24 protein-coding genes are annotated in these 23,648 nt (G+C 34.5%); 8 read left to right on the forward strand and 16 right to left on the reverse strand.

Going from position 1 to position 23,648, the window contains the following annotated elements; genetic code table 11:
* Nucleotides 1-120 precede the first annotated feature (120 nt).
* Nucleotides 121-1,449 (reverse strand): PhoH family protein, encoded by a 1,329-nt coding sequence (locus tag FDO66_RS04980; protein ID WP_141431321.1) that lies wholly within the window; start codon nucleotides 1,447-1,449, stop codon nucleotides 121-123.
* Between the two features lie 269 nt (nucleotides 1,450-1,718).
* Here FDO66_RS04980 and FDO66_RS04985 point away from each other — a divergent pair, with 269 nt between their 5' ends.
* The gene (locus FDO66_RS04985; RefSeq protein WP_141431322.1) at nucleotides 1,719-2,306 is read left to right on the forward strand and encodes a YhcN/YlaJ family sporulation lipoprotein; all 588 of its coding nucleotides are present in this window, start codon (nucleotides 1,719-1,721) and stop codon (nucleotides 2,304-2,306) included.
* Nucleotides 2,307-2,428: 122 nt separating this feature from the next.
* On the opposite strand, the gene FDO66_RS04990 is transcribed toward FDO66_RS04985, so the two are convergent.
* On the reverse strand, nucleotides 2,429-2,884 hold the full coding sequence (locus FDO66_RS04990; RefSeq protein WP_141431323.1) for a pyridoxamine 5'-phosphate oxidase family protein: 456 nt from the start codon (nucleotides 2,882-2,884) through the stop codon (nucleotides 2,429-2,431).
* A 225-nt stretch (nucleotides 2,885-3,109) separates the two neighbouring features.
* On the opposite strand from FDO66_RS04990, the gene FDO66_RS04995 reads away from it, so the two are divergent.
* Nucleotides 3,110-3,310 (forward strand): YlaI family protein, encoded by a 201-nt coding sequence (locus tag FDO66_RS04995; RefSeq protein WP_258535578.1) that lies wholly within the window; start codon nucleotides 3,110-3,112, stop codon nucleotides 3,308-3,310.
* A 259-nt stretch (nucleotides 3,311-3,569) separates the two neighbouring features.
* On the opposite strand, the gene FDO66_RS05000 is transcribed toward FDO66_RS04995, so the two are convergent.
* Nucleotides 3,570-3,881 (reverse strand): YlaH-like family protein, encoded by a 312-nt coding sequence (locus FDO66_RS05000; RefSeq protein WP_141431324.1) that lies wholly within the window; start codon nucleotides 3,879-3,881, stop codon nucleotides 3,570-3,572.
* A 259-nt stretch (nucleotides 3,882-4,140) separates the two neighbouring features.
* A complete protein-coding gene (typA, locus tag FDO66_RS05005) occupies nucleotides 4,141-5,979 on the reverse strand; it encodes a translational GTPase TypA (RefSeq protein ID WP_141431325.1) in 1,839 nt (612 codons plus the stop codon).
* 169 nt (nucleotides 5,980-6,148) lie between these two features.
* On the opposite strand from typA, the gene FDO66_RS05010 reads away from it, so the two are divergent.
* A complete protein-coding gene (locus FDO66_RS05010; protein ID WP_141431326.1) occupies nucleotides 6,149-6,331 on the forward strand; it encodes a YlaF family protein in 183 nt (60 codons plus the stop codon).
* A gap of 123 nt (nucleotides 6,332-6,454) precedes the next feature.
* On the opposite strand, the gene FDO66_RS05015 is transcribed toward FDO66_RS05010, so the two are convergent.
* Nucleotides 6,455-7,255, reverse strand: a complete 801-nt coding sequence (locus tag FDO66_RS05015) for an inositol monophosphatase family protein (protein WP_141431327.1) — start codon at nucleotides 7,253-7,255, stop codon at nucleotides 6,455-6,457.
* A gap of 295 nt (nucleotides 7,256-7,550) precedes the next feature.
* Entirely contained in the window at nucleotides 7,551-7,745 is a 195-nt protein-coding gene (locus FDO66_RS05020; protein WP_141431328.1) for a hypothetical protein, read from the reverse strand.
* 193 nt (nucleotides 7,746-7,938) lie between these two features.
* Between FDO66_RS05020 and FDO66_RS05025 the strand changes: the two genes are divergently transcribed.
* Nucleotides 7,939-8,562 carry a YktB family protein gene (locus FDO66_RS05025; RefSeq protein ID WP_141431329.1) on the forward strand — a complete coding sequence of 208 codons (624 nt, stop codon included), beginning with the start codon at nucleotides 7,939-7,941 and terminating at the stop codon, nucleotides 8,560-8,562.
* Between the two features lie 89 nt (nucleotides 8,563-8,651).
* On the opposite strand, the gene FDO66_RS05030 is transcribed toward FDO66_RS05025, so the two are convergent.
* Complete coding sequence (locus FDO66_RS05030; protein WP_141431330.1) at nucleotides 8,652-8,924, reverse strand: UPF0223 family protein; 273 nt, start codon at nucleotides 8,922-8,924, stop codon at nucleotides 8,652-8,654.
* Nucleotides 8,925-9,371: 447 nt separating this feature from the next.
* Here FDO66_RS05030 and FDO66_RS05035 point away from each other — a divergent pair, with 447 nt between their 5' ends.
* Nucleotides 9,372-10,841, forward strand: a complete 1,470-nt coding sequence (locus FDO66_RS05035; protein ID WP_141431331.1) for an aminotransferase class I/II-fold pyridoxal phosphate-dependent enzyme — start codon at nucleotides 9,372-9,374, stop codon at nucleotides 10,839-10,841.
* Between the two features lie 176 nt (nucleotides 10,842-11,017).
* Here FDO66_RS05035 and FDO66_RS05040 read toward each other — a convergent pair whose 3' ends face one another.
* The 7 genes from FDO66_RS05040 to FDO66_RS05070 all read right to left on the reverse strand — a co-directional run bounded on the left by FDO66_RS05040 (nucleotide 11,018) and on the right by FDO66_RS05070 (nucleotide 18,154).
* Entirely contained in the window at nucleotides 11,018-11,140 is a 123-nt protein-coding gene (locus FDO66_RS05040; RefSeq protein ID WP_141431332.1) for a GapA-binding peptide SR1P, read from the reverse strand.
* Nucleotides 11,141-11,411: 271 nt separating this feature from the next.
* On the reverse strand, nucleotides 11,412-11,666 hold the full coding sequence (locus tag FDO66_RS05045; RefSeq protein WP_141431333.1) for a hypothetical protein: 255 nt from the start codon (nucleotides 11,664-11,666) through the stop codon (nucleotides 11,412-11,414).
* Between the two features lie 211 nt (nucleotides 11,667-11,877).
* Nucleotides 11,878-13,287: a dihydrolipoyl dehydrogenase gene (lpdA, locus tag FDO66_RS05050; RefSeq protein WP_141431334.1), complete on the reverse strand. Its 1,410-nt coding sequence runs from the start codon at nucleotides 13,285-13,287 to the stop codon at nucleotides 11,878-11,880.
* Between the two features lie 3 nt (nucleotides 13,288-13,290).
* Nucleotides 13,291-14,583 carry a dihydrolipoamide acetyltransferase family protein gene (locus tag FDO66_RS05055; protein ID WP_141431335.1) on the reverse strand — a complete coding sequence of 431 codons (1,293 nt, stop codon included), beginning with the start codon at nucleotides 14,581-14,583 and terminating at the stop codon, nucleotides 13,291-13,293.
* A gap of 45 nt (nucleotides 14,584-14,628) precedes the next feature.
* A complete protein-coding gene (locus FDO66_RS05060) occupies nucleotides 14,629-15,606 on the reverse strand; it encodes an alpha-ketoacid dehydrogenase subunit beta (RefSeq protein ID WP_141431336.1) in 978 nt (325 codons plus the stop codon).
* A gap of 3 nt (nucleotides 15,607-15,609) precedes the next feature.
* Nucleotides 15,610-16,725, reverse strand: coding sequence for a pyruvate dehydrogenase (acetyl-transferring) E1 component subunit alpha (gene pdhA, locus FDO66_RS05065; RefSeq protein ID WP_141431337.1), 1,116 nt, complete (start codon nucleotides 16,723-16,725; stop codon nucleotides 15,610-15,612).
* 739 nt (nucleotides 16,726-17,464) lie between these two features.
* A complete protein-coding gene (locus FDO66_RS05070; RefSeq protein WP_258535580.1) occupies nucleotides 17,465-18,154 on the reverse strand; it encodes a YkyA family protein in 690 nt (229 codons plus the stop codon).
* Between the two features lie 182 nt (nucleotides 18,155-18,336).
* On the opposite strand from FDO66_RS05070, the gene def reads away from it, so the two are divergent.
* Nucleotides 18,337-18,891, forward strand: a complete 555-nt coding sequence (gene def, locus FDO66_RS05075) for a peptide deformylase (protein ID WP_141431338.1) — start codon at nucleotides 18,337-18,339, stop codon at nucleotides 18,889-18,891.
* A 385-nt stretch (nucleotides 18,892-19,276) separates the two neighbouring features.
* Here the strand turns inward: def and FDO66_RS05080 are convergent, their stop codons facing one another.
* Nucleotides 19,277-20,047: a Cof-type HAD-IIB family hydrolase gene (locus tag FDO66_RS05080; RefSeq protein ID WP_141431339.1), complete on the reverse strand. Its 771-nt coding sequence runs from the start codon at nucleotides 20,045-20,047 to the stop codon at nucleotides 19,277-19,279.
* 778 nt (nucleotides 20,048-20,825) lie between these two features.
* Here FDO66_RS05080 and FDO66_RS05085 point away from each other — a divergent pair.
* On the forward strand, nucleotides 20,826-21,038 hold the full coding sequence (locus FDO66_RS05085) for a DNA-dependent RNA polymerase subunit epsilon (RefSeq protein WP_141431340.1): 213 nt from the start codon (nucleotides 20,826-20,828) through the stop codon (nucleotides 21,036-21,038).
* Between the two features lie 3 nt (nucleotides 21,039-21,041).
* Nucleotides 21,042-22,709, forward strand: coding sequence for a ribonuclease J1 (rnjA, locus tag FDO66_RS05090; RefSeq protein ID WP_141431341.1), 1,668 nt, complete (start codon nucleotides 21,042-21,044; stop codon nucleotides 22,707-22,709).
* 176 nt (nucleotides 22,710-22,885) lie between these two features.
* On the opposite strand, the gene FDO66_RS05095 is transcribed toward rnjA, so the two are convergent.
* Entirely contained in the window at nucleotides 22,886-23,545 is a 660-nt protein-coding gene (locus FDO66_RS05095) for a potassium channel family protein (RefSeq protein ID WP_141431342.1), read from the reverse strand.
* Between the last annotated feature and the right edge of the window lie 103 nt (nucleotides 23,546-23,648).

The raw sequence follows: 23,648 nt of genomic DNA on the forward strand, positions 1-23,648 counted from the left end.
TTTAGTTAGTACTATGAATATGTTTAGGATTAATCTAATAGAATCCAATTTTGTTCTTAAAGCAAAAAAAGAGGGGCCATGTGAAAAAAATCCATGACCCCTTCCTTTACTAATTTAATTTTACAATAGGTCAGCTGCTAATTGTGCAAGCCCAGATCTTTCTCCTTTTACCAGCTTTACATGACCTGCTATCATTTGATCTTTAAAACGTTCAACAACATAAGAAAGTCCATTGTTATAAGCATCTAAATATGGGTGATCAATTTGTTCTGGATCTCCCATTAATACAATTTTACTGCCTTCCCCAACACGAGTTAAAATCGTTTTTACTTCATGTTTTGTTAAGTTTTGTGCTTCGTCAATAATAATAAATTGATCAGGGATACTTCTCCCTCTTATATAAGACAATGCTTCAACCTCAATGGAGCCCATTCCCGCTAAAATAGCTTCGATCTCGCCTGGTTTTTTTGTATTGAATAAATATTCTAAATTATCAAAAATCGGTTGCATCCAAGGACGCAGCTTTTCTTCCTTTTCACCAGGCAGGAAACCAAGATCCTTTCCAACTGGTACAATAGGTCTAGCTACAAGTAATTTTTTATAATCTCCATAATCCTCTGTTTGCATAAGTCCAGAAGCTAAGGCCAGCAATGTTTTTCCTGTTCCTGCTTTCCCGACTAACGTTACTAAAGGTAAGTCTTTACGGAGCAATAATTCAATAGCCATCGTTTGCTGAACATTTCTCGGACGAATCCCCCATATATGTTCATGATCAAAAACCATTTTTTTTATTTTCAATCCACTTTGATCAATCATACCAATAGCGGAAGAAGATGAGCCTAAAACATCCTTTAATATAATAAATTGATTTGGATAAAAAGTTTTTTGCGCAATTTCAGATATCATTAATTGACCCTTTTCATAAAATTGATCAAGTATATCAAGGCTTACATGTATCTCCATAAAACCTGTATATAAAAGTTCATCTTCAACAACTCGATCACTTAAAAAGTCTTCTGAAATTAACCCAATCGCATCTGCTTTTACCCTAACAAGTGTGTCCTTACTTACTAAAATTACTGGTTTTCCATATTCTTTCGCAGCTTCCTCTATGGAAAGATTCTTTGCAACTGCAAGTATTCGATTATCATTTGTTTTTTCGACAAAAATATCTTGAAGCTGCAAGAATGATCGATGGTTTAATTCAATTCGAATTGTACCGCCATTTTCAAGAGGGATTTTTTCATGCAATTTTCCCGCCTCTCTTAGATTGTCGATTAATCTTGATACTTGTCTTGCATTTCTTCCGATCTCGTCCATATATCGCTTTTTGGAATCCACTTCTTCTAATACTACAGCTGGAATAACAACTTCATTGTCTTCGAAAGAAAAGATTGAATATGGATCTTGTAACAAGACATTGGTATCTAACACGTATATTTTACTCAATCAGATGCCCCCTGCTCCTCTTGCGTCGTAATATTTTGCTGCCATCCTACTTATGCGGATAGAACTTTGGTAAAATATATGTTTTTTCGAATAAAGATAGAAGAACAATTGCATAATAACAAACATCAATACATTTCACCATTTAGCTAATACTAGTATATGTTCAGTGATTGAATAACGTTTCGTGCAATTTTCATTAAAAATAATTATCCATAAAAAGAACCAAAATATTACAAATAAGAACAATAGATCCTTCGAGGTGGTAAAAAATGAAAACAATATTTGTACTTACAAGCGTACTTATGATTATCACAGGCTGTGTAGCAAATAATAAAGCAACAGAACCAAAAAAAGAAAATTTAATAACTGTTAAAAATAGTTCCATTCAGGAAGTTGATAGAGAAACCGGCCAAAAAATTTCAAAACATTTAGTTAATTTAGCCACTAGTATTCCTAATGTAAACGATGCTACAGCAGTTGTACTAGGGAAATTTGCTATTGTTGGAATCGATGTAGATCGAAATATTGATCGATCCGAAGTTGGATCTATTAAGTATTCGGTTGCAGAAAGCTTAAAAAAAGATCCTCACGGCGCTCGTGCCGTCGTAATTGCTGATCCAGATGTAAATGCAAGGCTAAAAGAAATATCAGAGGATATTCAAAACGGTAAGCCTATTCAAGGGATCGTTAATGAACTGTCTGACATTACTGGTCGATTGATGCCAGAAATTCCAGCAGATATGATCGACCCAAAACCAAAGAATGCTGTTGAAAAACCAAAAAATAAGCTTGAAGGTTCTGAAAAACAATCATTAGAAGAAAAACAAGAAAAACAATCAAACCATTATAAAGATTAACTGCTATTGAATTAGAAATGAATACTAAAATTCGCTAGGCATCTTAAAAGGTGCCTGTTTTTATTTTAAGAATAGCTATTATCAACAGTACTATTTAACGAAGCTTTTGAATAAAAAATTGATTACGCATTTCTCATTTCATCCATCACTTGTTTATCTAATCGGGCTGCGGCCACCTTATCGTATGTTTTATCATATTGAGGTTCTATAATAATTTTTGATCCATAGAACATTACATCACGAACCTCATTTATTACGAGTTCAATTAACGCAAGCTTTAATGGAATATTCTCCATTTTGTTTATTTTTATAGAAGCCTTTCCACTAATTGAATATGTAGACTCATTTGCAATAACATTTATAACCATTTGTTTATTTTGTAACAAGTTCTGCAATATTCTTGAACGGTTATCAACTGCAAAATAAATTGTTGATTCATCTTTAGCTAACACCCATGAAATGGAACTAACATTGGGTCCTCCTGTTTCATGATCAATTGTCGCAATCGTTACAAAACGTTCGCTTTGTAATACATCAAATAAAGGTTTTACTAATTTTGGTTCAACAAGATTTGCCATATACAACCCTCCTTATTTTATTATCATATTATTTCCCTCCACTTCTTTCAACTATTTCACACATACATCCTGAATGTATGATGTTTTAAGATTGAATTCCCTACATATCCAACTCAAAAAGGAAACAATCACTATAAGAAATCAAATTCGATCCTTTTGAAAAATTATATTATAATAAAACTAATACCCATCTATACTTCAAGTATATGAAGGAATGAGGTGCAAATGATGAAAGTAAAATGTGTGTTATGTGATAAAATTGAATCGATCGATGACCATTCCTTCCAAGCAAAGCGACTTCGAAATCGACCAATTCACACATATATGTGTAAGGAATGTGATAATAGGATTACAGAAAAAACAAAAAAGAAAGATAACCAAAAGCATTCTAATATAGTCAAAATTAGTAATAATGAAATGAACTAAAAATAAGAAAGCGGAAGCGCCTTGATCAGCTCTGAAGAAAAATGTTCATTTGACTCGAAAAGTGCTTTTTACTTTTAGAGACAAACGGTTATTTTTCACTAGGGTTAGGCGCTATAGCTAGACAGCAGTCTGCCTTCTAAAATTTTATATTTTATTTACAGTCAAAAAAAAAAAGAGACCAAACCCTAATGAGATGTTTCACAACAATTCATGGGTGGTCTCTTTTTCATATTTTTTCTATTGAATTTAAACAAAAAACCTAAGCAGAATGATTTCGTTTTCTTTCAGCATGCAGCCGTATTTTATAGATGATTAATATGATTGCTGCAACTACTAATCCTTCTGCAATCGGTAGGAAAACGCCAAAAAAGGTTAATACCGTACATCCTAATATAAGAAATACATATATGACTGCTGATTTTATAACAGGTAGCTTTCGAGCAAAGCCTAATTTGAAAACGATAATGCACAACAGAATGATGGTGAAATAAAGGAGCCACATCCCAAGTAAAGGATGTTCGTGTACTTCGTATAAAGAAGCAAAAAAAGAAAGGCGGTCATTAACATCCATTCTTCTTCGATCCTCCAATCCTCTCCATAAGAATTTCATCAATAAGAATCTTCGTGCAAAGCATCGACTATCAACAGCAAGAGTAAAGTCAACTTGCTAGGAAAAATGTTCTTTACCTTCTCGGACAGTTTGCTAGACCATAGAGCCAATGGCGCCTGAAGCTATAAACCTGCGTACTTTATAAAAAAGCTAAAACTCCCCTATCAAAAAACAAAATTACCCAATCATGCAAAGCATTATTGGGTAATCTGATTAGAACTTAGTTTTGTTCTGCATATTTCTTTTTCTTTGCTACTCTTTCACGTTCATTCTTATCTAGAATTTTTTTACGTAATCGAATTGACTCAGGAGTAACCTCGCAATATTCATCTTCATTTAAATATTCTAAAGACTCCTCTAATGTCATGATTCTAGGCTTTTTCATTGTAGTAGTTTGATCCTTTGTTGCAGAACGTACGTTGGTAGCTTGCTTTACTTTTGTAATATTAACGGTAATGTCATTATCACGATTATGCTCACCAACAATCATACCTTCATATATTTCAGTACCAGATTCTACAAATATTACCCCACGATCTTCGACTTGCATAATACCATAAGTAGACGCTTTACCAGTTTCCATTGAAACAAGCACACCTTGACGCCTTCCCCCAACTTGACCTTGTTGCATTGGCTGGTAGCTATCAAATGTATGATTAATAATGCCGTAACCGCGTGTTAAAGTTAAAAACTCTGTTGTATAACCAATAAGGCCTCTAGCAGGTACATTAAAAATTAATCGAACCTGACCATTACCATTATTGATCATATCAAGCATTTCACCTTTTCGTGCTCCAATCGATTCCATTACAGCACCAGTATGCTCTTCTGGTACATCAATTTGCACACGCTCAACTGGTTCACAACGAACACCATCAACTTCTCTTACAATAACTTCTGGCTTAGAAACTTGAAGCTCGTAGCCTTCACGACGCATATTTTCAATTAAAATAGACAAATGAAGCTCTCCACGACCTGAAACAGTCCATGCATCTGGGGAGTCAGTATTTTCTACTCTTAAACTTACATCTGTTTCTAATTGCGCTCGAAGCCTTTCTTCAATTTTTCTTGAAGTAAGGTACTTCCCTTCACGTCCAGCAAATGGACTATTATTAACAAGAAAAGTCATTTGTAGCGTTGGCTCGTCAATTCTTAATACAGGCAAAGCATCCTGATGATCAATTGGACATACTGTTTCTCCGACATTGATATCTTCCATTCCTGAAACAGCAATTAAATCACCAGCATTTGCTTCTTGAATTTCTTCACGTTTTAAGCCGAAAAAGCCAAAAATTTTCGTTACTCTAAAAGACTTAACCGTACCATCTAGCTTCATTAGTGCAACTTGTTGACCTACATGAATTTTCCCTCGAAACACTCGGCCAATCCCGATTCTTCCAACATAGTCATTATAATCTAATAGAGCAATTTGGAATTGTAACGGCTCTTCTCGATTATCAACTGGTGCGGGTATGTGTTCAACGATTGCATCATAAAGTGATTGCATGTTTTCATCTTGTTTATGCGGGTCTACACTTGCAGTTCCATTGATGGCAGATGCATAGATAACCGGGAAATCTAATTGCTCTTCATTTGCATCTAATTCAATAAATAAATCCAATACTTCATCAATAACTTCCTCAGGACGTGCAAAGTCACGGTCAATTTTATTAACGACAACAATTGGTGTAAGATTTTGTTCTAATGCTTTTTTTAATACAAAACGAGTTTGCGGCATACACCCTTCATATGCATCAACAACTAATAAAACACCATCAACCATTTTCATAATACGTTCTACTTCTCCACCAAAATCCGCATGTCCTGGTGTATCAAGAATATTGATTCGCTTATCTTTATATTGAATGGCTGTATTTTTCGCTAAAATGGTAATACCACGTTCTCTTTCTAAATCATTCGAATCCATCGCTCGTTCTTCAACATGTTCATTAGAACGAAAAGTACCAGATTGTTTTAACAATTGATCAACCAGCGTCGTTTTCCCATGATCAACGTGAGCAATGATCGCAATATTACGGATATCTTCTCTTAATTTCAAAAAAGTTCACTCCTACCTAATTTATCACCTTATTGATTAAATAACGATTATAACTGATTTATTATAGCACATTGAGAGTAGAAACATAAAATCATTTTATGTAAAATTAATATTAAGACTAAGATCACTTATAATGATGGATAAAAATAACAGAAAATGAGGGTTTGACATGAAGCAGATTAAATGGGTTTTTTTATTATTTGCATTATTGACGACCGTATGTATTATGGGAATTGGAATCGCGATTAGCGAAAAAAGTGTATTAGGAATTCTTTTTTGTATTTTCGCAACCGTTTTTATAATGGGATATGGCTTTAAAACAAAAAAGAAAATGAGAGAACAAGGAAAATAAGAAAAGCACAAGGCACCCTTGGTATGACAATAAAGAGGTAAATACTTCTTACTGTCTTATCAGGGTGCTTGATTTGTGGCATCATCTAGTTTTCCCGTATAGTTTATCTAGATGCTATACTTTTTAAAATTTTGCATTCTTTAAATATTGATCCATAATTTCTTGATGAAGACCTGGCTTTGAAATAAATATTGAGTTTTGGCTAAGTAAGTTTAATGGCTCTCCTTTTAATGTTGTTACAACGCCACCAAGCTCCTCAACTAATATTTTTCCAGCAGCAAAATCCCAAGGCGATAATCTCATAGTGATATAAGCATCTAATCGACCAGCAGCAATATAAGCAAGCTCGAGCGCCGCTGAGCCAAATGATCTTGTCCCGCGTGCTTCCTTAACCAAAGGAGCTAAAATATTCGAATCAATTCTCCTGTTTTCCGTCACCCATGTCGCATTTAAACTAATAATGGCTTCACTTAATTTTACTTCCTCAAGAGGAGAAAATGCTTGATCATTCATATAAGCGCCGTATCCTTTAATAGCATGATAAAGCTCATTATGAACAACGTCATAAATCAACCCTATTTTCCCAACTCCTTCTTCATAAATGCCTATCGAGATAGCAAAATTTCTTTGCTGATGAATAAAATTCATTGTTCCATCAATAGGATCAACAATCCACACAATACCCGAAAGATCATGAACCTCATCGCCAAAGCCTTCTTCGCCTAAGATTTTATGTGTTGGAAAATGTTCTTTTATTTTTTTTATAAAAAATTGCTCAGTTTCTTTATCAATTTCTGTTACAAGGTCATTACGATTAGATTTCGTTTGAATATGTAAAGTTTTAGAAAAAGATTTTTTAATTTCTTCCCCTGCTTCACGAATCCACTTTTTCGCATATGTATCAATATTTTTCCAGTCAGACAAACGTATCATCCTCTCCAGCTTATTTAAGGATGTATATGCATACATACATTATGATCCCTATTTATTTTTTCATTAATCTTAGCTTAATGGAAATAGAAAGTGCGATCAAGTTTTAGCATTCCCAAATGGAGATTTTTTGAAAAGGTAGATCGTATATTTTTTTCAATAATACAATTTATAATTGCTACCAAAATAATAAACGAACCCCTTTATTCAACAGAAGTTCGTTTTAACTAATTATTATTCAAGCTGCATAAAAACATAATACCTAAAAATCTCCTTTTTTACGGTTGGTTTAGAGTGCTTTCAGTCTAAGAAGCTCCTGTCGTATCTTTTCTAATTTTTGTTTACTCGCCATCTTCTTATCCTCATTATTTTCTCCCATAGCTTCAAATAATGTAGCTAACTCATAATCCATCTCCAAGCGAAGTACAGCTGTTCTCTCTCTTTCAACTGCATTCTTTTTAATTGAATTCATTAGTTGTTTCATTGACAGTACACCCCTTCCATTAGTCTAAATAATTTTCTGATTATTTTTACTTTTATATTATGAGGAATTTCCTTTCGATGCAACTAATTTGTGCTTTAACCTATTATTCAATTTTTTCCACTCTTCGTGCAAGTCGTTTTTGGATTATGTCGAAATATGTTAAAATATTCGACAAAGACTTAAGGAGGACAGTATGACAAATTCTTTTTTCACTGAAAATGATTTTAATGTTTTTCAAATAGATGGGTTAGAAGCACGTATGGAAGCGTTGAAAACAACCATACGACCTAAGCTTGAAGAGTTAGGAAGACATTTTTCTCCAAGCCTATCTTCACTCACAGGAAACGAGATGTATGCTCATGTTGCAAGGCATGCACGTAGAACGATCAACCCGCCTAAGGATACTTGGGTTTCTTTTGCAAGTAATCCCAGAGGTTACAAAATGCTACCCCATTTTCAAATTGGGTTATGGGGAAGCCATGTTTTCATTTGGTTTGCTATTATTTATGAAGTAACAAATAAAAGTGATTATGGAAAAAAACTACATTCTAACTTAAATCGTGTGTATAAGCAAATTCCAAATGAATTTGATTGGTCAATTGATCATATGAAGCCAGATGCAGTAAAGCATGACAAACTTTCAAAAAATGACTTATCCAGCATGTTTCTTCGATTACAAGATGTAAAAAAAGCGGAAATTTTATGCGGATATCAAATTCCTAGAGAAGAAGCAATAAATATGTCTAAACAAGATTTTTATGAAAAAATTGATTATGTTTTTAAAACTTTAATTCCATTATATAAACTAGTTTATTAATACATGTATATCATAATTTTGTACAAACAATTCCTTGAATTTTAATGATTAGGTCTCCTCCATGTAAAAAAGGAGACCTAACGTTACTTTTAGGGCATTTTTATAATATTTATGCCTGAATCTTCTTTAAGCTTTTTGACTGCGCGATAGGAAGAGTACCCACTAATCTCTTCAAATTCCCCACATATTTTCTTTTCGTCAGCTTTACCAGGGACAATTTCTTTAAAACGCCTATAAGTTTTTAAAAATGGTTCTCTTTCAACCCCTTTCTCATAGGCTTTTTCAATAAACTCAAAAAATTTAATAACATCAATAATTTCTTCTGTTGTCCAATCTGGATCAATTGGATATTGATATTCCATTACCTTCACCCTTTTGTTTTATACAATCTTGTTGTTATTTTATATCCAATGTACTTAAAGTATCTTACTAGTCCACCAAGAAATAAATTCCAAGGAATAAGATACCTTATTATTGTCGTATATCCTTGCCTTCCTAACTTGTTAACTTATTTCGATCTTTAACGGTTAATATCCTTTCTATTTCAGAAACTAATACAAAAATCATGAAAAAATTATGAGAAAAAGATATATCGGAGCAACAAATATCACAATATTTGATCGAAAAAATATTTCTTTTCAAAGAATTTCATTAATGCTATAATTCTTTTGTTTTATGACTTTTTTTATTTTCACGATGCAAATAGCGTTTGTTTTTTCCCAAAATTTAGTCTCTATTTTTATAAAAAAATGAACTTCATTCCTATTTTTTAAAAATTATTACAATAGATAAAGAGGTGTTAGTTAAAGTTGTCCCAATATCAAACTCCATTATTTCATGGTTTACTCGAACACGCAAAGAAAAATCCTGTTCAATTCCATATTCCTGGTCATAAAAAAGGTACTGGTATTGATCCTGAATTTAAAGAATTTATTGGCGCGAACGCTTTATCCATTGATTTAATAAATATTGGTCCATTAGACGATCTTCATCAGCCTAAAGGAATAATAAAAGAAGCACAGGATCTAGCTGCTAAAGCGTTCGGAGCTGATCATACATTCTTCTCTGTTCAAGGAACAAGTGGTGCGATTATGGCAATGATTATGACCGTTTGTGGACCAGGGGATAAAATTATTGTTCCTCGAAATGTTCATAAATCCATTACGTCTGCTATTGTGTTCTCTGGAGCTGTTCCAATTTTCATTCATCCTGAGATCGACAAAGAACTTGGGATATCACATGGGATAACACCAGAGTCAGTTGCAAAAGCGCTTGATCAAAATCCAGATGCAAAAGGTGTACTTGTTATCAACCCTACTTATTTTGGGATATCAGCTGATTTACAGAGAATTGTTGAAATCGCACATTCTTATCATGTTCCTGTACTCGTGGACGAAGCTCATGGAGTTCACATTCATTTCCATGATAATCTGCCATTATCCGCAATGCAGGCAGGTGCAGATATGGCAGCTACAAGTGTCCATAAGCTAGGTGGATCCTTGACTCAAAGCTCCATATTAAATGTAAAAGGAAATCTTGTTTCCTATAAACGAGTTCAGACTATCCTTAGTATGCTTACTACAACCTCTACATCTTATTTATTATTAGCTTCATTAGATGTAGCTAGAAAACGATTAGCGACTGAAGGGAAAGCATTATTAGATCGAACCATATCTTTAGCACAATCTATACGCGAGAGAATTAACCGTATTGAGCATTTGTATTGTATTGGAGAAGAAGTATTAAAAACGAAGGCTGCCTATGATTATGACCCAACGAAGTTAATTATTTCTGTAAAGGACCTTGGTTTATCTGGTTTTGATGTAGAGAAGTGGCTGCGAAAGCATTATAATATCGAAGTTGAGCTTTCGGACTTATACAATATTCTTTGCATTATCACACCTGGCGATAGTGAAAGAGAAGCTGATTTGCTTATTCATGCCCTTGAGGATCTGTCAAAGGAATATCATACTCTAGCAGAGAAAGTTCATGTTCAAGTGATGCTGCCGAATATACCTGTGCTTGCGTTGCCTCCTCGAGATGCTTTTTATACAGAAACAGAACTAGTTCCATTTAATCAATCAAATGGTCGAATTATTGCTGAATTTATTATGGTCTATCCACCTGGAATACCTATTTTTATTCCTGGCGAAATTATTACAGAAGACAATTTAAAATACATTAAAACAAATATGGAAGCTGGACTTCCTGTACAAGGACCAGAAGATTTTGATTTTAAATATCTCCGCGTTCTTAAAGAACATAAAGCCATTAAATAGAAAAGCAAAAGCACCATTATTAGCGTCGAAAGACATAAGCTGCAATACGAAGAAATCCTGATTGACTTGCGTGTTCTGTTTTATTAAACTTAGAGCCGAAAAAGTTAAAACCTACTATTAAAAACAGGGTACCCCAAAGTGGGACACCCTGTTTTTCACTGCGTATTAAAGAAAGATTATCCTTCATCCGTATTATGTTGTTGACATGTACAATCACATTTAGAGTAAAGCACAGTTACTTTTTCATCTTCAAAATGATCAATTGTTCTATTACAATCTTGACAAACAATAATACCCATTCGGACACTCTCCCTTTTTAATATTTGTAAGCGTTTTTAATTCTACAACCTAATAATAATATAACACTTTTATTTTTTCAACCCTATATAGTATGTACTAATTAAAAAAATATAACATACTATTAAACGTTGTATCATTTGTTTATAACAAAAATAGAACTTGCCTGAATCGATATGAAGGCTGAATCCATTTTTTTAAAGAAAAGAAAAGTTCGAGGATTTTCGATAAAGAATCGATACATGAAGAAATTCGACGATTATTAAAATGATCTTAATTAAAAACATTCGTATTTATTGCTGACAATACAGTATGAATAGAACCATAAATCATTAAACTCATCACTGTTACAAAAAACGCTAATTTTGTTGATCTAATAATATGATTACCAATCAAGATCGCTAAATAGAAAAAAACAAGAAACATTAAAAGCTTATAAAAATACAAATCGTTCTTTGACAGCCATTCGATCAATGAAAAACTGCTCCAGATCATCAATTGTATAAACACAACTATATAAATTCTCATATCCAACACCACCAATACCTTCATTCTATATATATAAATAATCTATTTATTTGGGGTGAAGATTTAAATCTTTGAAATGATCTATATTTGCTTTCATTTATAGTTTGTACGATCTTTTTTATAACATAATACTCCTTAACATTGGAGGTCATTCCAAAATCTAACGTAAAAAAATCCTCTTCAAAAATGAAGAGGACTTTTTCTATATTATTTACTTAATAATATGAATAGGATTTCCTAAAGCAACCTCTGCTGCTTCCATTGTAATTTCTCCAAGGGTTGGATGAGCATGAATGGTCATCGCTAAATCTTCAGCTGTCATTCCAGCCTCGATAGCCAATCCTAACTCTGCAATCATATCAGATGCACTTGGACCTGCTATTTGAGCACCTATTACAAGGCCGTCTTCCTTACGAGTAATAAGCTTTAAGAAGCCATCTGTGTCGTTTAGGGAAAGAGCACGCCCATTAGCCGCGAATGGGAATTTAGCAGCATTAATATCGATTCCTTCATCTTTAGCTTGTTTTTCTGTATAACCTACAGAAGCAAGTTCTGGTTCAGAGAACACGACGGCTGGTATCCCTAAGTAATCAATTTCAGAAGGATGTCCTGATATAGCCTCTGCTGCAATTTTCCCTTCATAGGATGCTTTATGAGCAAGCTGTGGACCAGCTACAATATCACCTATTGCAAAGATATTGCTTACACTTGTACGACATTGCTTATCAATGTTAATAAAGCCACGGTCTGTCATGTCAATTCCTACTTGATCTAAGCCCAATTCATCTGTATTAGGTCTACGTCCAACCATTACAAATACATAATCGGCTTCGATTTTTTTCTCTTCGCCTTTAATTTCTACGGTAACGACAACACTGTTTTCACTTTCCTCCACACCTTTAGCAGATGCTTTTGTAAAAATTTCGGCGCCTTTTTTCTTAAGGTTGCGTTTAACTAATGCTGCCATTTGTTTTTCAAATCCAGGTAAAATATCATCAGAGCCTTCAATGACAATTACTTGTGTACCAAAATTAGCATAAGCACCGCCAAGCTCCGTACCGATAACTCCTCCACCAATTAAAACAATCTTTTTAGGAATTTCTTGCAAAGCAAGAGCTCCAGTAGAATTTAATACACGCTTGGAGTATTTAAAGGCAGGCAATTCGATTGGACGAGAACCAGTTGCCAAAATGGCATTCTTAAAGGTGTATGTTTGTGCTGCATGCTCATCCATTACTCTTAAAGTATTTGCATCAACGAAATAAGCTTCGCCTCGTGCAATATTTACTTTATTCCCTTTAAGTAAACCTTCTACTCCACTTGTTAGTTTGTTAACAACTTCACCTTTCCATTTTTGTACTTTTGTGAAGTCAACAGTAACATTTTCAGCAGTGATTCCAATCGAATCTGAATGCTTTGCTGTTTCATAACGATGACCAGCTGCAATTAATGCCTTTGATGGAATACAGCCGACATTCAAACATACTCCGCCTAAATTGGCTTTTTCTACAATAGTAACTTTTTGTCCTAGCTGTGCAGCACGAATTGCAGCTACATATCCTCCAGGACCTGCTCCAATAATAATAGTATCCGTTTCAATCGGAAAATCCCCAACTACCATTCTTTACGCCTCCATTAACAAAAGTTCTGGATCGTTTAATAAACGTTTAATATGATTTAATGCATTCTGGGCTGTCGCACCATCAATGATTCTATGGTCAAAACTTAAGGATAGTGCTAAAACAGGAGCCGCTATAATTTCCCCATCTTTTACAATAGGTTTTTCGGCAATACGTCCGATCCCTAATATTGCTACTTCTGGATGATTGATGACAGGTGTAAACCACTGTCCACCAGCAGATCCAATATTCGTTATCGTACATGACGCACCCTTCATTTCGTCTGAAGCAAGCTTACCTTCACGCGCTTTAGTCGCAAGTTGATTAATTTCATTAGAAATAGAGAAAATCGATTTGCGATCAGCGTCTTTTACAACTGGTACCAATAAGCCTTTTTCAGTGTCTGCTGCAATTCCAATATTGTAATAATGCTTGTGAACAATCTCACTGCTCGCATCATCAATTGAGGTATTAAGAGCTGAAAATTCTCTTAAAGCACTGGTTAATGCTTTAACGACATATGGTAAGAAAGTTAATTTGATTCCTTTACTTGCTGCAACCTCTTTGAATTTTTTGCGGTGTGCAACTAATTTTGTCACATCGATTTCATCCATTAACGTTACATGAGGCGCAGTGTGTTTAGAATTCACCATAGCTTTAGCAATTGCCTTGCGAATACCGCTCATTTTTTCACGCGTTTCAGGGTATTGGCCTTGTGGAATTGCTTGAGCTGCTGGTGCTGCTTCTTTCTCAACTGGTGCTGCTTCTTGAACAGGGGCAGGAGCTTCTTCTTTTACTTCTACTTTAGCACCGCCATTTAAGAATGCATCTATATCATCCTTTAATATACGCCCGTTTTTACCACTGCCACTTACCGCTTGAATACTCACTTGATGATCACGTGCATACTTGCGAACAGATGGCATAGCAATAACTCTCTTATTTGGATCCGCTACTTCTTGAACTTCTTCTTTCGGCGCTTCGACTGGAGCCTCTTCTTTTACTTCTTCTTTAGGCTCTTCGTTTCCGTGATCACCTTTAAACTGTAAATTTTCATAACCAGGTGCATCAAATGTAATAAGAACATCACCAACAATTGCTACTGTTCCTTCGCTTACTAAAACTTCCTCAACTGTACCTGTTACAGGTGAAGGAATTTCCACAACTGCTTTATCGTTTTGAACTTCACAAAGGACATCATCTTCTTGAACTTTATCGCCAGGCTTTACAAACCATTTAACAATTTCACCTTCGTGAATGCCCTCACCTATATCTGGTAATCTAAATTGAAATGCCAATGAAACTCAACCTCCTAATCCTTCATCACAATGTTGAAGTCATAATTAAAAATTTAATACTTTTTTTGCTGTTTCGATAATATCTTTATAATTAGGTAGCCAAATTGCTTCCGCTTGTGTAAAAGCAAAGACTGTATCAGGGGCAGTTACACGTAACACTGGAGCTTCTAGATTTAAAATCGCACGGTCATTAATCTCTGCAACAACATTTGCTGCAATACCAGCTTGTTTTTGAGCTTCTTGAACAACAATGGCACGACCTGTTTTTTCTACAGAAGCAATAACCGTATCGATATCAATCGGGCTAATTGTACGCAGATCGATCACTTCAACTGAATAATCTTCTTTAGCTAACTCTTCAGCTGCTTTTAACGCTTCATGAACCATTGCTCCATAAGAAACAATCGTTAGATCCGTTCCTTCTTTTTTTACTTCAGCTTTTCCAAGAGGAATCGTGTACTCTCCCTCTGGAACTTCTTGACGGAATGAACGATATAGCTTCATATGTTCAAGGAAGATAACAGGATCATTATCTCGAATAGCAGAGATTAACAAACCTTTTGCATCATATGGAGTTGAAGGAATAACTACTTTTAAGCCTGGTTGTTGAGCCATTAATCCTTCTAAGCTATCAGCATGAAGTTCAGGAGTATGTACTCCACCTCCAAAAGGAGAACGGATTGTGACAGGAGAGTTATATCTTCCCCCAGAACGATATCGCATACGTGCCATTTGGCCAGAAATAGCATCCATTACTTCGTATACAAATCCAAAAAATTGAATTTCAGGAACAGGACGGAATCCTTGCAACCCTAGACCAATCGCCAATCCGCCAATACCAGATTCTGCAAGAGGTGTATCAAATACACGTTCTTCTCCAAATTCACTTTGAAGACCTTCTGTAGCACGGAATACACCACCGTTTTGACCTACGTCCTCTCCAAATACTAAAACATTTGGATCATTACGTAATTCTGTACGCAATGCATCAGTGATTGCCTGAATCATTGTCATTTGGGCCATGGCTTACTTCGTCTCCTTCTCTGTATATATTTCTAATTGTTCTTTTAAGTTTGGTGTTATTTCTTCAAACATATTGTTAATTAAATCTGAAACCTTTTGCTTAGGTGTCTCGTCAGCTTTTTTAATCGCTTCTTTTATATCCTCTTTTGCTTGCTCAATGACTTCGTTTTCTTTCTCTTCATTCCAAAGTCCTTTGCCTTCAAGGAACTTGCGGAATCGAACTAATGGATCTTTCTTTTCCCACTCATTATCAAGCTCTGAAGTACGGTAGCGAGTTGGGTCATCTCCAGCCATTGTATGTGGACCATAACGATAAGTTAAAGTTTCAATCAATGTTGGACCTTCGCCATTAATTGCTCTCTCTCTTGCTTCTTTTACAGCACTGTATACAGCAAGTGGGTCCATACCATCAACTTGAATGCTAGGGATACCCGCTGCTACACCTTTTTGAGCGATGGTTTTAGCAGCTGACTGCTTTTCAACAGGAGTTGAAATAGCAAAGTGATTATTTTGCACAATAAAGATCGCAGGAGCCTTAAACGCACCAGCAAAGTTTATTCCTTCATAGAAATCTCCTTGAGAGGCTCCTCCGTCACCTGTATATGTAATAGCCACAGATTTTGCACCGCGCTTTTTCATTCCCAAGGCAATACCCGCTGCTTGAATATATTGAGCCCCAATGATAATTTGTGGAGAGATAACATTTACACCTTCTGGGATCTGATTCCCACGGAAATGACCTCTTGAAAATAAAAATGCTTGATACAAAGGAAGTCCATGCCACACAATTTGTGGAACATCACGATATCCTGGTAAAATAAAATCTTCCTTTTCCAATGCAAATTGCGATGCAAGCTGAGATGCTTCTTGCCCAGCAGTTGGTGCATAAAATCCTAAACGTCCTTGACGGTTTAATGATATAGATCGTTGATCGAGAATACGTGTATAAACCATACGTCGCATTAGCTCTTGAAGCTGTGTATCACTTAAATCTGGCATTGCTGATTCATTTACAATTTCACCATCTTCATTTAATATCTGAAATGTTTGAAATTGAGCTTCAACTGTTTCAAGCTGAGCTTTAACATCTAATTTTGCCTTCTGAGTTTTAGAAGCCATGTAAGTCACCCTTCCCTTTCTTTTTAAAGATATCAATGAAATTGAATCACAAAATGGAAATCGCAGTACATATATAAAAAAGTGAAAAACTTCATTGTGATACCTTAACTATAATTCCCGTTAAACTAAGTTTTCCACAGATTTACCCGAAAAAAACATATATTAAAAATTAATGCTCTATTTACATCCTGTACCAATTGAAATTTCCTCTTTTATTGATACAACTTTTAACTCTTTTTAAGTTTATAATACATGAAAGTTAATCGTCAATTACTTCGCACTAAGTTTTTATTATCAACACGCTCTTTATACTAGTTACGGTTTTAAGAGTCTGTATTATAATAATTTCGCTTCTGTATTATATAAAATAATAAATACCTTTGCTGTGTTATAATAAAAATCATTAATGATATTATCCTACCATAGTCATAAAAAAACAATATTAGTCTTCCTTTATGAACGCCAACTTTATTAAGGACCTAACTTTGTTATTGTTGGTTAAATTCCACCCATTTCCCTCTATGTATGATGAAGGTATGTTTTTAGGTTCAAAATTAACACCCACGAAATTAGGCTGATCTGCAACTTACTGAAACGAGTTTATTTCATTTTGACTACTATTAAATACTATTCATAAATAACATCATTACTGATCAAAAATGTAAGCGCGACCATTTCTTTTCGCAGCTAATCACCCTAGCTCGGTATCTCACCTGGGCGAATGCAGCTATAGTTTTTGCTATTCATTCTTTTTATCTTCTTTATTTACATTAACATCCAAACCGGATACTTGATAAAAAGAAAGCTTCATTTCATTATATTTGCTTGTATACTCATTAAATTTTTTATTTGCGTACATTACTTTTTCATAAGTTTCATTTATTTTATTAATCTGCGCTTCTAACACATTTAATGGTACATCCTCTTTTTTTAATAGTTCATATAATTCACTATCATATTTTATTCCTTCTAAATATGTTTGATATAACTCATCGTGTACATCATATCGTTTCATCATCATTTGATATAAATTTTGTGCAGCTTTTTTTTCTTTTTTATTTTTCAATTGATCAATGATTTTTTCAATTTTCTTAAATTCATTTTCAGAAGCTTCCATACTTTTTTCTTCTTTTTCAATATGCTCTTTTCTTTGTGCCACTGAATCTAATGCTTTATCTGCTAAATTTCTTATTTCTTCAGGATTTTTCATACCTAGTGAGATAATTTGATTATATAATTCCTGCTCTTGTTTTTCTAGTCTTACTAAAGGATCCTGCTGCTTCTCAAAATTCTTTTCAATTGTAACAACCTTTTCTAATTCTCTATACATTTTTTCAGTAGGTGTTTGACTATTTCTGCACCCTGTCATGGATAACATCATAATAAATAGTAGAAAAGCAAAATAACAACTTTTGAAAATTTTTGACAAATGATTTCCCTCCTTTAAAGAATCTAAGCTTGATTTTACTGTTTTTCATTAACTTTTTTTTCTTCCTCTGTTAGACTAGATTTACATATTATTTAGTCTAATCATGAGATGACAAGAATTGTTTAAGTTCATCTTCTAAAGATTTTTATATTATTACCAAGCACATTAAGGAAGTGAGTTTCATGCTAACGATGAAAGACATAATTCGAGATGGTCATCCTACTTTAAGTATGATTGCTGAACCAGTAGAAATTCCAGCAAGTGAAGAAAATAAAGAGATTTTGAATCAATTAATCGAATTTGTGAAAAATAGTCAAAATCCTGAAGTTGCATCAAAATATGGTTTAAGACCAGGTATTGGACTAGCAGCCCCTCAAATAAATGTTTCAAAAAAAATGATTGCTGTTCATGTTGAGGATGAAAATGGAAAGTTATTTAGCTATGCTCTTTTCAATCCAAAAATTGTAAGCCACTCTGTTGAAAAATCTTATTTAACTTCAGGAGAAGGGTGCCTTTCTGTTGACGAATCTATTCCAGGGTTTGTTCCAAGACATGCAAGAATAACCGTTAAAGGGTTTGACATAAACAACAGTGAAGTAAAACTTCGATTAAAAGGATTACCTGCCATCGTGTTTCAGCATGAGATTGACCATTTAAACGGCATCATGTTTTATGACCATATAAACAAAACAGATCCATTTGCTCCAATAGAAAACGCTAAACCGATTGAAAGATAAAGTGAAACTTCCATCAGTGGGGGTTTTAGTTAGTCCCCTACTGATGGTTAGTCACGCAGAGCCTGATTGACTTTTCTAAGGGCTGAAGCCCAAAGAAAAGTCTTATTTCACCAATCACGCTCATACATGCCACATCCTGTGGCATTCGCCTGACTAGGATGTCCTGTCCGTCGTCGGGCTTTTACGGACAGTTATCCTCCACCTAGGATTTTTCGTTTACACACATAACCTTGAGGTTGAAGGTCTACTGCCCGTTAATGCGGGATAAATTGACTTAAGGCGCCCGTCTTGCAGCAGACTTCGTGAAATGTGCGCTTTTAGTCAATAATTCTTCTACATTAATGATGATACGAAACAATGATTTTCAAATTGAATCTCTTTATTTTTAGATTAATCCACATTTTTTTAATCCATTCCAAATCCCATCTTGATCTACATCATTTGTAACAATATCCGCAAACTTTTTTACTTCTTCCGTTGCATTCCCCATTGCTACTCCTGTACCAACTGCTTGCAGCATTTCAATATCATTAAGAGCGTCCCCGAAAGCGTAAACATCCTCTATCTTAAATCCTAAACGATCAATAAGCTTATGGATCCCCTCTGCTTTTGAACCTCCTGCTGGTAATATATCTACACCATATGTATGCCATCGGATAAACTTAAATTGTGAATACACTGCAATATATTGTTCTTCTTCACCTTCATTACAAAAAACAATACATTGATAAATCTTATTTTCTTTATAAAATTGGAGGTCTTTTTCAGGATGAGGAAATTTTAAAGACCCCATACTCTCCTTCATTTTTATACTTTTCGTGACACTTGCTTTCATCGTATTTTCATTCATAAAAAGCATGGAATGATCATTACGGTATGAATGCTGTAAAAACAGTTCAACATCATCTTCATGCAGCGGATTCTTATAGATGACTTCATTTTCAAACACGACATATTGTCCATTAAAGCTTACATAAGAATCTATATCTAATTCTTCTCTTAAGCTTTTAAACATAAAAGGAGATCTGCCAGTTGCAATGGCAACAAACACTCCATTTTCTTTCAATTGTTTAATCGCTTCTTTTGTTTTAGCGGGAATTTTCTTTTCGTGATCCAATAATGTGCCATCAATATCAAAAAAAACAATCTTTTTCAAAAAAATTCTCCCTCTCTTTTACTTGGTAATATTTAAAATAATAACGACCGAAGCAAAAAGATACAATATTATTATATTGGCATTTCCCATATATATCTAGTAAGAAAAGCGTAAGCGCCTTGATCAGCCCTGAAGAAAAATGTTCTAATGGCTCAAAAAGTGTTTTTTACTTTTAGAGACATTAGAACATTTTTCACACGGGCTAGGCGCTGAAGCTAAACAGTAAGAAAAGTGGCCGATTAAAAGCGCCACGGCCTTATGTCTTCATCGGCACTCGTACATCCTGTACTTCGCAAGCGCCTTGATCAGCAGACTTATCAATTTTGTCTTTTAAAACTAGTCTATAATAATTTTCTTAATGCTATCATATACTATAATAATAATTGAGAAAAATTACTGAAAAAGAAAACTTCTATTAGTAAGCGATTCGCGAAGGCTTTACTTTGGACAAGAATTGTTTAAAATAGAAAGTAAGGAGTTGATCCACTATGTTAAAAAAGCTAAGAAAGAAGCTTTTAAAACAGTGGAAGGATATGCTTCGCAAAAAATCCATTGCTTAATCTTGATTTTTGAGCCCTTCAAACTTGCGAAGGGCTCCTTCCTTATAGTAAATTAAAGCACAGCGGTTAAAGAAAAGCGGAAGCTATTTTTATACATAACGTACTTATTTATAATTTTTTTCCATTTAAGGATAGAAAAATCAACTTAAGAAAAAACATGAAAAACATGTTGTTTTTTTATATAATATAAAAAGCTAAAAAATGAAGGAGCGATAATAATGATATTTAAAGTTTATTATCAAGAATTAATTACAGAAGTACCTGTTCGTGAAAAAACAAAAACACTTTTTATCGAAGCTAATTCGGAAAGAGATGTTCGGACAAAATTGGCAAAAAACCCATATAATATTGAGTTTGTAACACCTGTTGATAACGCATTCTTAGAGTATGAGAAACAAAAAGAAGATTTTACTGTATTGGAGATTGAATAATATATGAAATTTGTAAAAAATGATCAAACAGCTGTATTTGCCCTGGGAGGGCTAGGGGAAATCGGTAAAAATACGTACGGTGTACAATTTCAAGATGAAATTATTTTGATCGACGCAGGTATTAAGTTCCCTGAAGACGAATTACTTGGAATTGATTATGTTATTCCAGACTACACTTATTTAATTAAAAACGAAGATAAAATAAAAGGTCTTTTTATCACACATGGTCACGAAGATCATATTGGCGGTATCCCATATTTATTAAGAGCTATAAATATTCCGATATATGGCGGGAAGCTCGCTTTAGGATTAATTAAAAATAAATTAGAAGAGCACGGATTATTAAGACAAGCAAAGTTACACGAAATAAAAGAAGATGATATCATAAAATTCAGAAAAACATCTGTTACTTTCTTCCGTACAACACACAGCATACCTGATTCTTATGGGATTGTTGTAAAAACACCACCGGGCCAAATTGTCCATACAGGTGACTTTAAGTTTGACTTTACTCCTGTTGGGGAACCAGCAAATTTAACAAAAATGGCCGAAATCGGAAAAGAAGGTGTACTTTGCCTATTATCTGACAGTACAAATAGTGAAGTTCCCAACTTTACAATGTCTGAGCGTCGTGTAGGCGAAAGCATTCATGATATTTTCAGAAAAGTAGATGGGAGAATCATTTTCGCTACTTTCGCTTCAAACATTCACCGATTACAGCAAGTAACAGAGGCTGCAATCGCAAATGATAGAAAAATCGCTGTGTTTGGACGAAGCATGGAAGCAGCAATTGAAATCGGTCGTGATCTTGGTTATATAAGAGCACCTAAAGAAACATTTATAGATGCACAGCAGATCAATAGAATTCCAGCGAATAAAGTAACGATCCTATGTACAGGTAGCCAAGGAGAACCAATGGCAGCTCTATCAAGAATTGCAAACGGTACCCATCGACAAATACAAATTATTCCTGGTGATACAGTCGTCTTCTCATCTTCTCCTATCCCAGGAAACACAATTAGTGTTAGCAGAACCATTAATATGTTATTTAGAGCTGGCGCAGAAGTCATCCATGGTTCATTAAGTGATATTCATACATCCGGTCATGGTGGTCAAGAAGAACAAAAGCTAATGCTTAGACTAATGAAGCCAAAATTCTTTATGCCTATCCATGGTGAATATAGAATGCAGAAAATGCACAATAAATTAGCTGTAGATTGCGGAGTAGAAGAAGAAAATTGCTTTATCATGGATAATGGTGAAGTTTTAGCTTTATCAGATAGCACAGCCCAAGTTGCTGGGAAAATTCCTTCTGGCTCTGTCTATATTGATGGCAGTGGAATTGGAGATATTGGAAACATCGTATTAAGAGATCGTAGAATACTTTCTGAAGAAGGTTTAGTTGTTGTAGTTGTAAGCATAAACATGAAAGAATTTAAAATTTCAGCAGGACCAGATATTATTTCACGTGGATTCGTTTACATGCGTGAATCGGGTGATCTTATTAATGACGCTCAAAGCTTAATTTCTAAGCATTTAAATAAAGTAATGGAACGTAAAACGACACAATGGTCAGAAATAAAAAATGAAATTACAGATACATTAGCTCCATTCCTTTATGAAAAAACAAAACGTCGTCCAATGATTCTTCCTATTATTATGGAGGTCTAGATAATAAATTGAAAAGCGGAAATGCTATGTTTAAGGCACTTCCGCTTTTCTTTTTGTCTAGCTACAGGTGCCATCAGCTCGATGTCATAAGCCAACCAGGTAGGTAAGGTAAATAACAACCTTTCCAACCTGGTTGGCTTGCTTGCCGCCGATAAGCTGGCCCCTTCCTTTTCTTTTTAACTCATTACTTTATGTTCGAAACGTTTTATATCTACATCTGCTCCTATGACAATTAGAATATCATCCTCATGAATGATTTCAGTTGCTTGAGGAGAAACAATAATTTCACTGTTTCTTTTAATTGCTACTATATTAATTCCATATTTAGCTCGAATATCCAAATCCATAATTGAATGGCCTTCTAACTTGCCTCTTGCTACAATCTCTACAATGCTATGTTCATCCGAAAGCTCCAAATAATCTAAAACACTGTTAGATAAAATGTTATGAGCAATTCTTTGTCCCATATCACGCTCCGGGTGAACAACATGATCAGCACCAATCTTTCGTAACACTTTCTCATGGTAATCATTTTGAGCCTTAACCGTAATATTAACCACACCTAATTCTTTTAATATGAGTGTGGTTAGTATACTAGCCTGGATATCCTCTCCGATCGCAACAATAATATGATCAAAATTACGGATACCTAAACTTTTAAGAACAGCTTCATCAGTAGAATCAGCTACAACTGCATGAGAAACTATTGAAGAAAATTCATTGACTTTATCTTCGTTGTTATCTATGGCCATGACTTCTAGTCCTTGTTCTGATAGAGCTTGACATATGCTTCCTCCAAATCGTCCTAATCCAATAACTGCGAACTCTTTCTTCATCTGATTCCTCCGTCAATATACACACTCTATTATTCTTTTTAAACCTCTACAGTATTCCTAAGCCGCTATTTTCCTTATTTGGCTCAACAATCGTTTGAGATTG

The sequence above is a fragment of the Bacillus sp. 03113 genome, from assembly GCF_006546985.1.
In the GTDB taxonomy this organism is placed as follows: Bacteria; Bacillota; Bacilli; order Bacillales; family Cytobacillaceae; genus VATK01.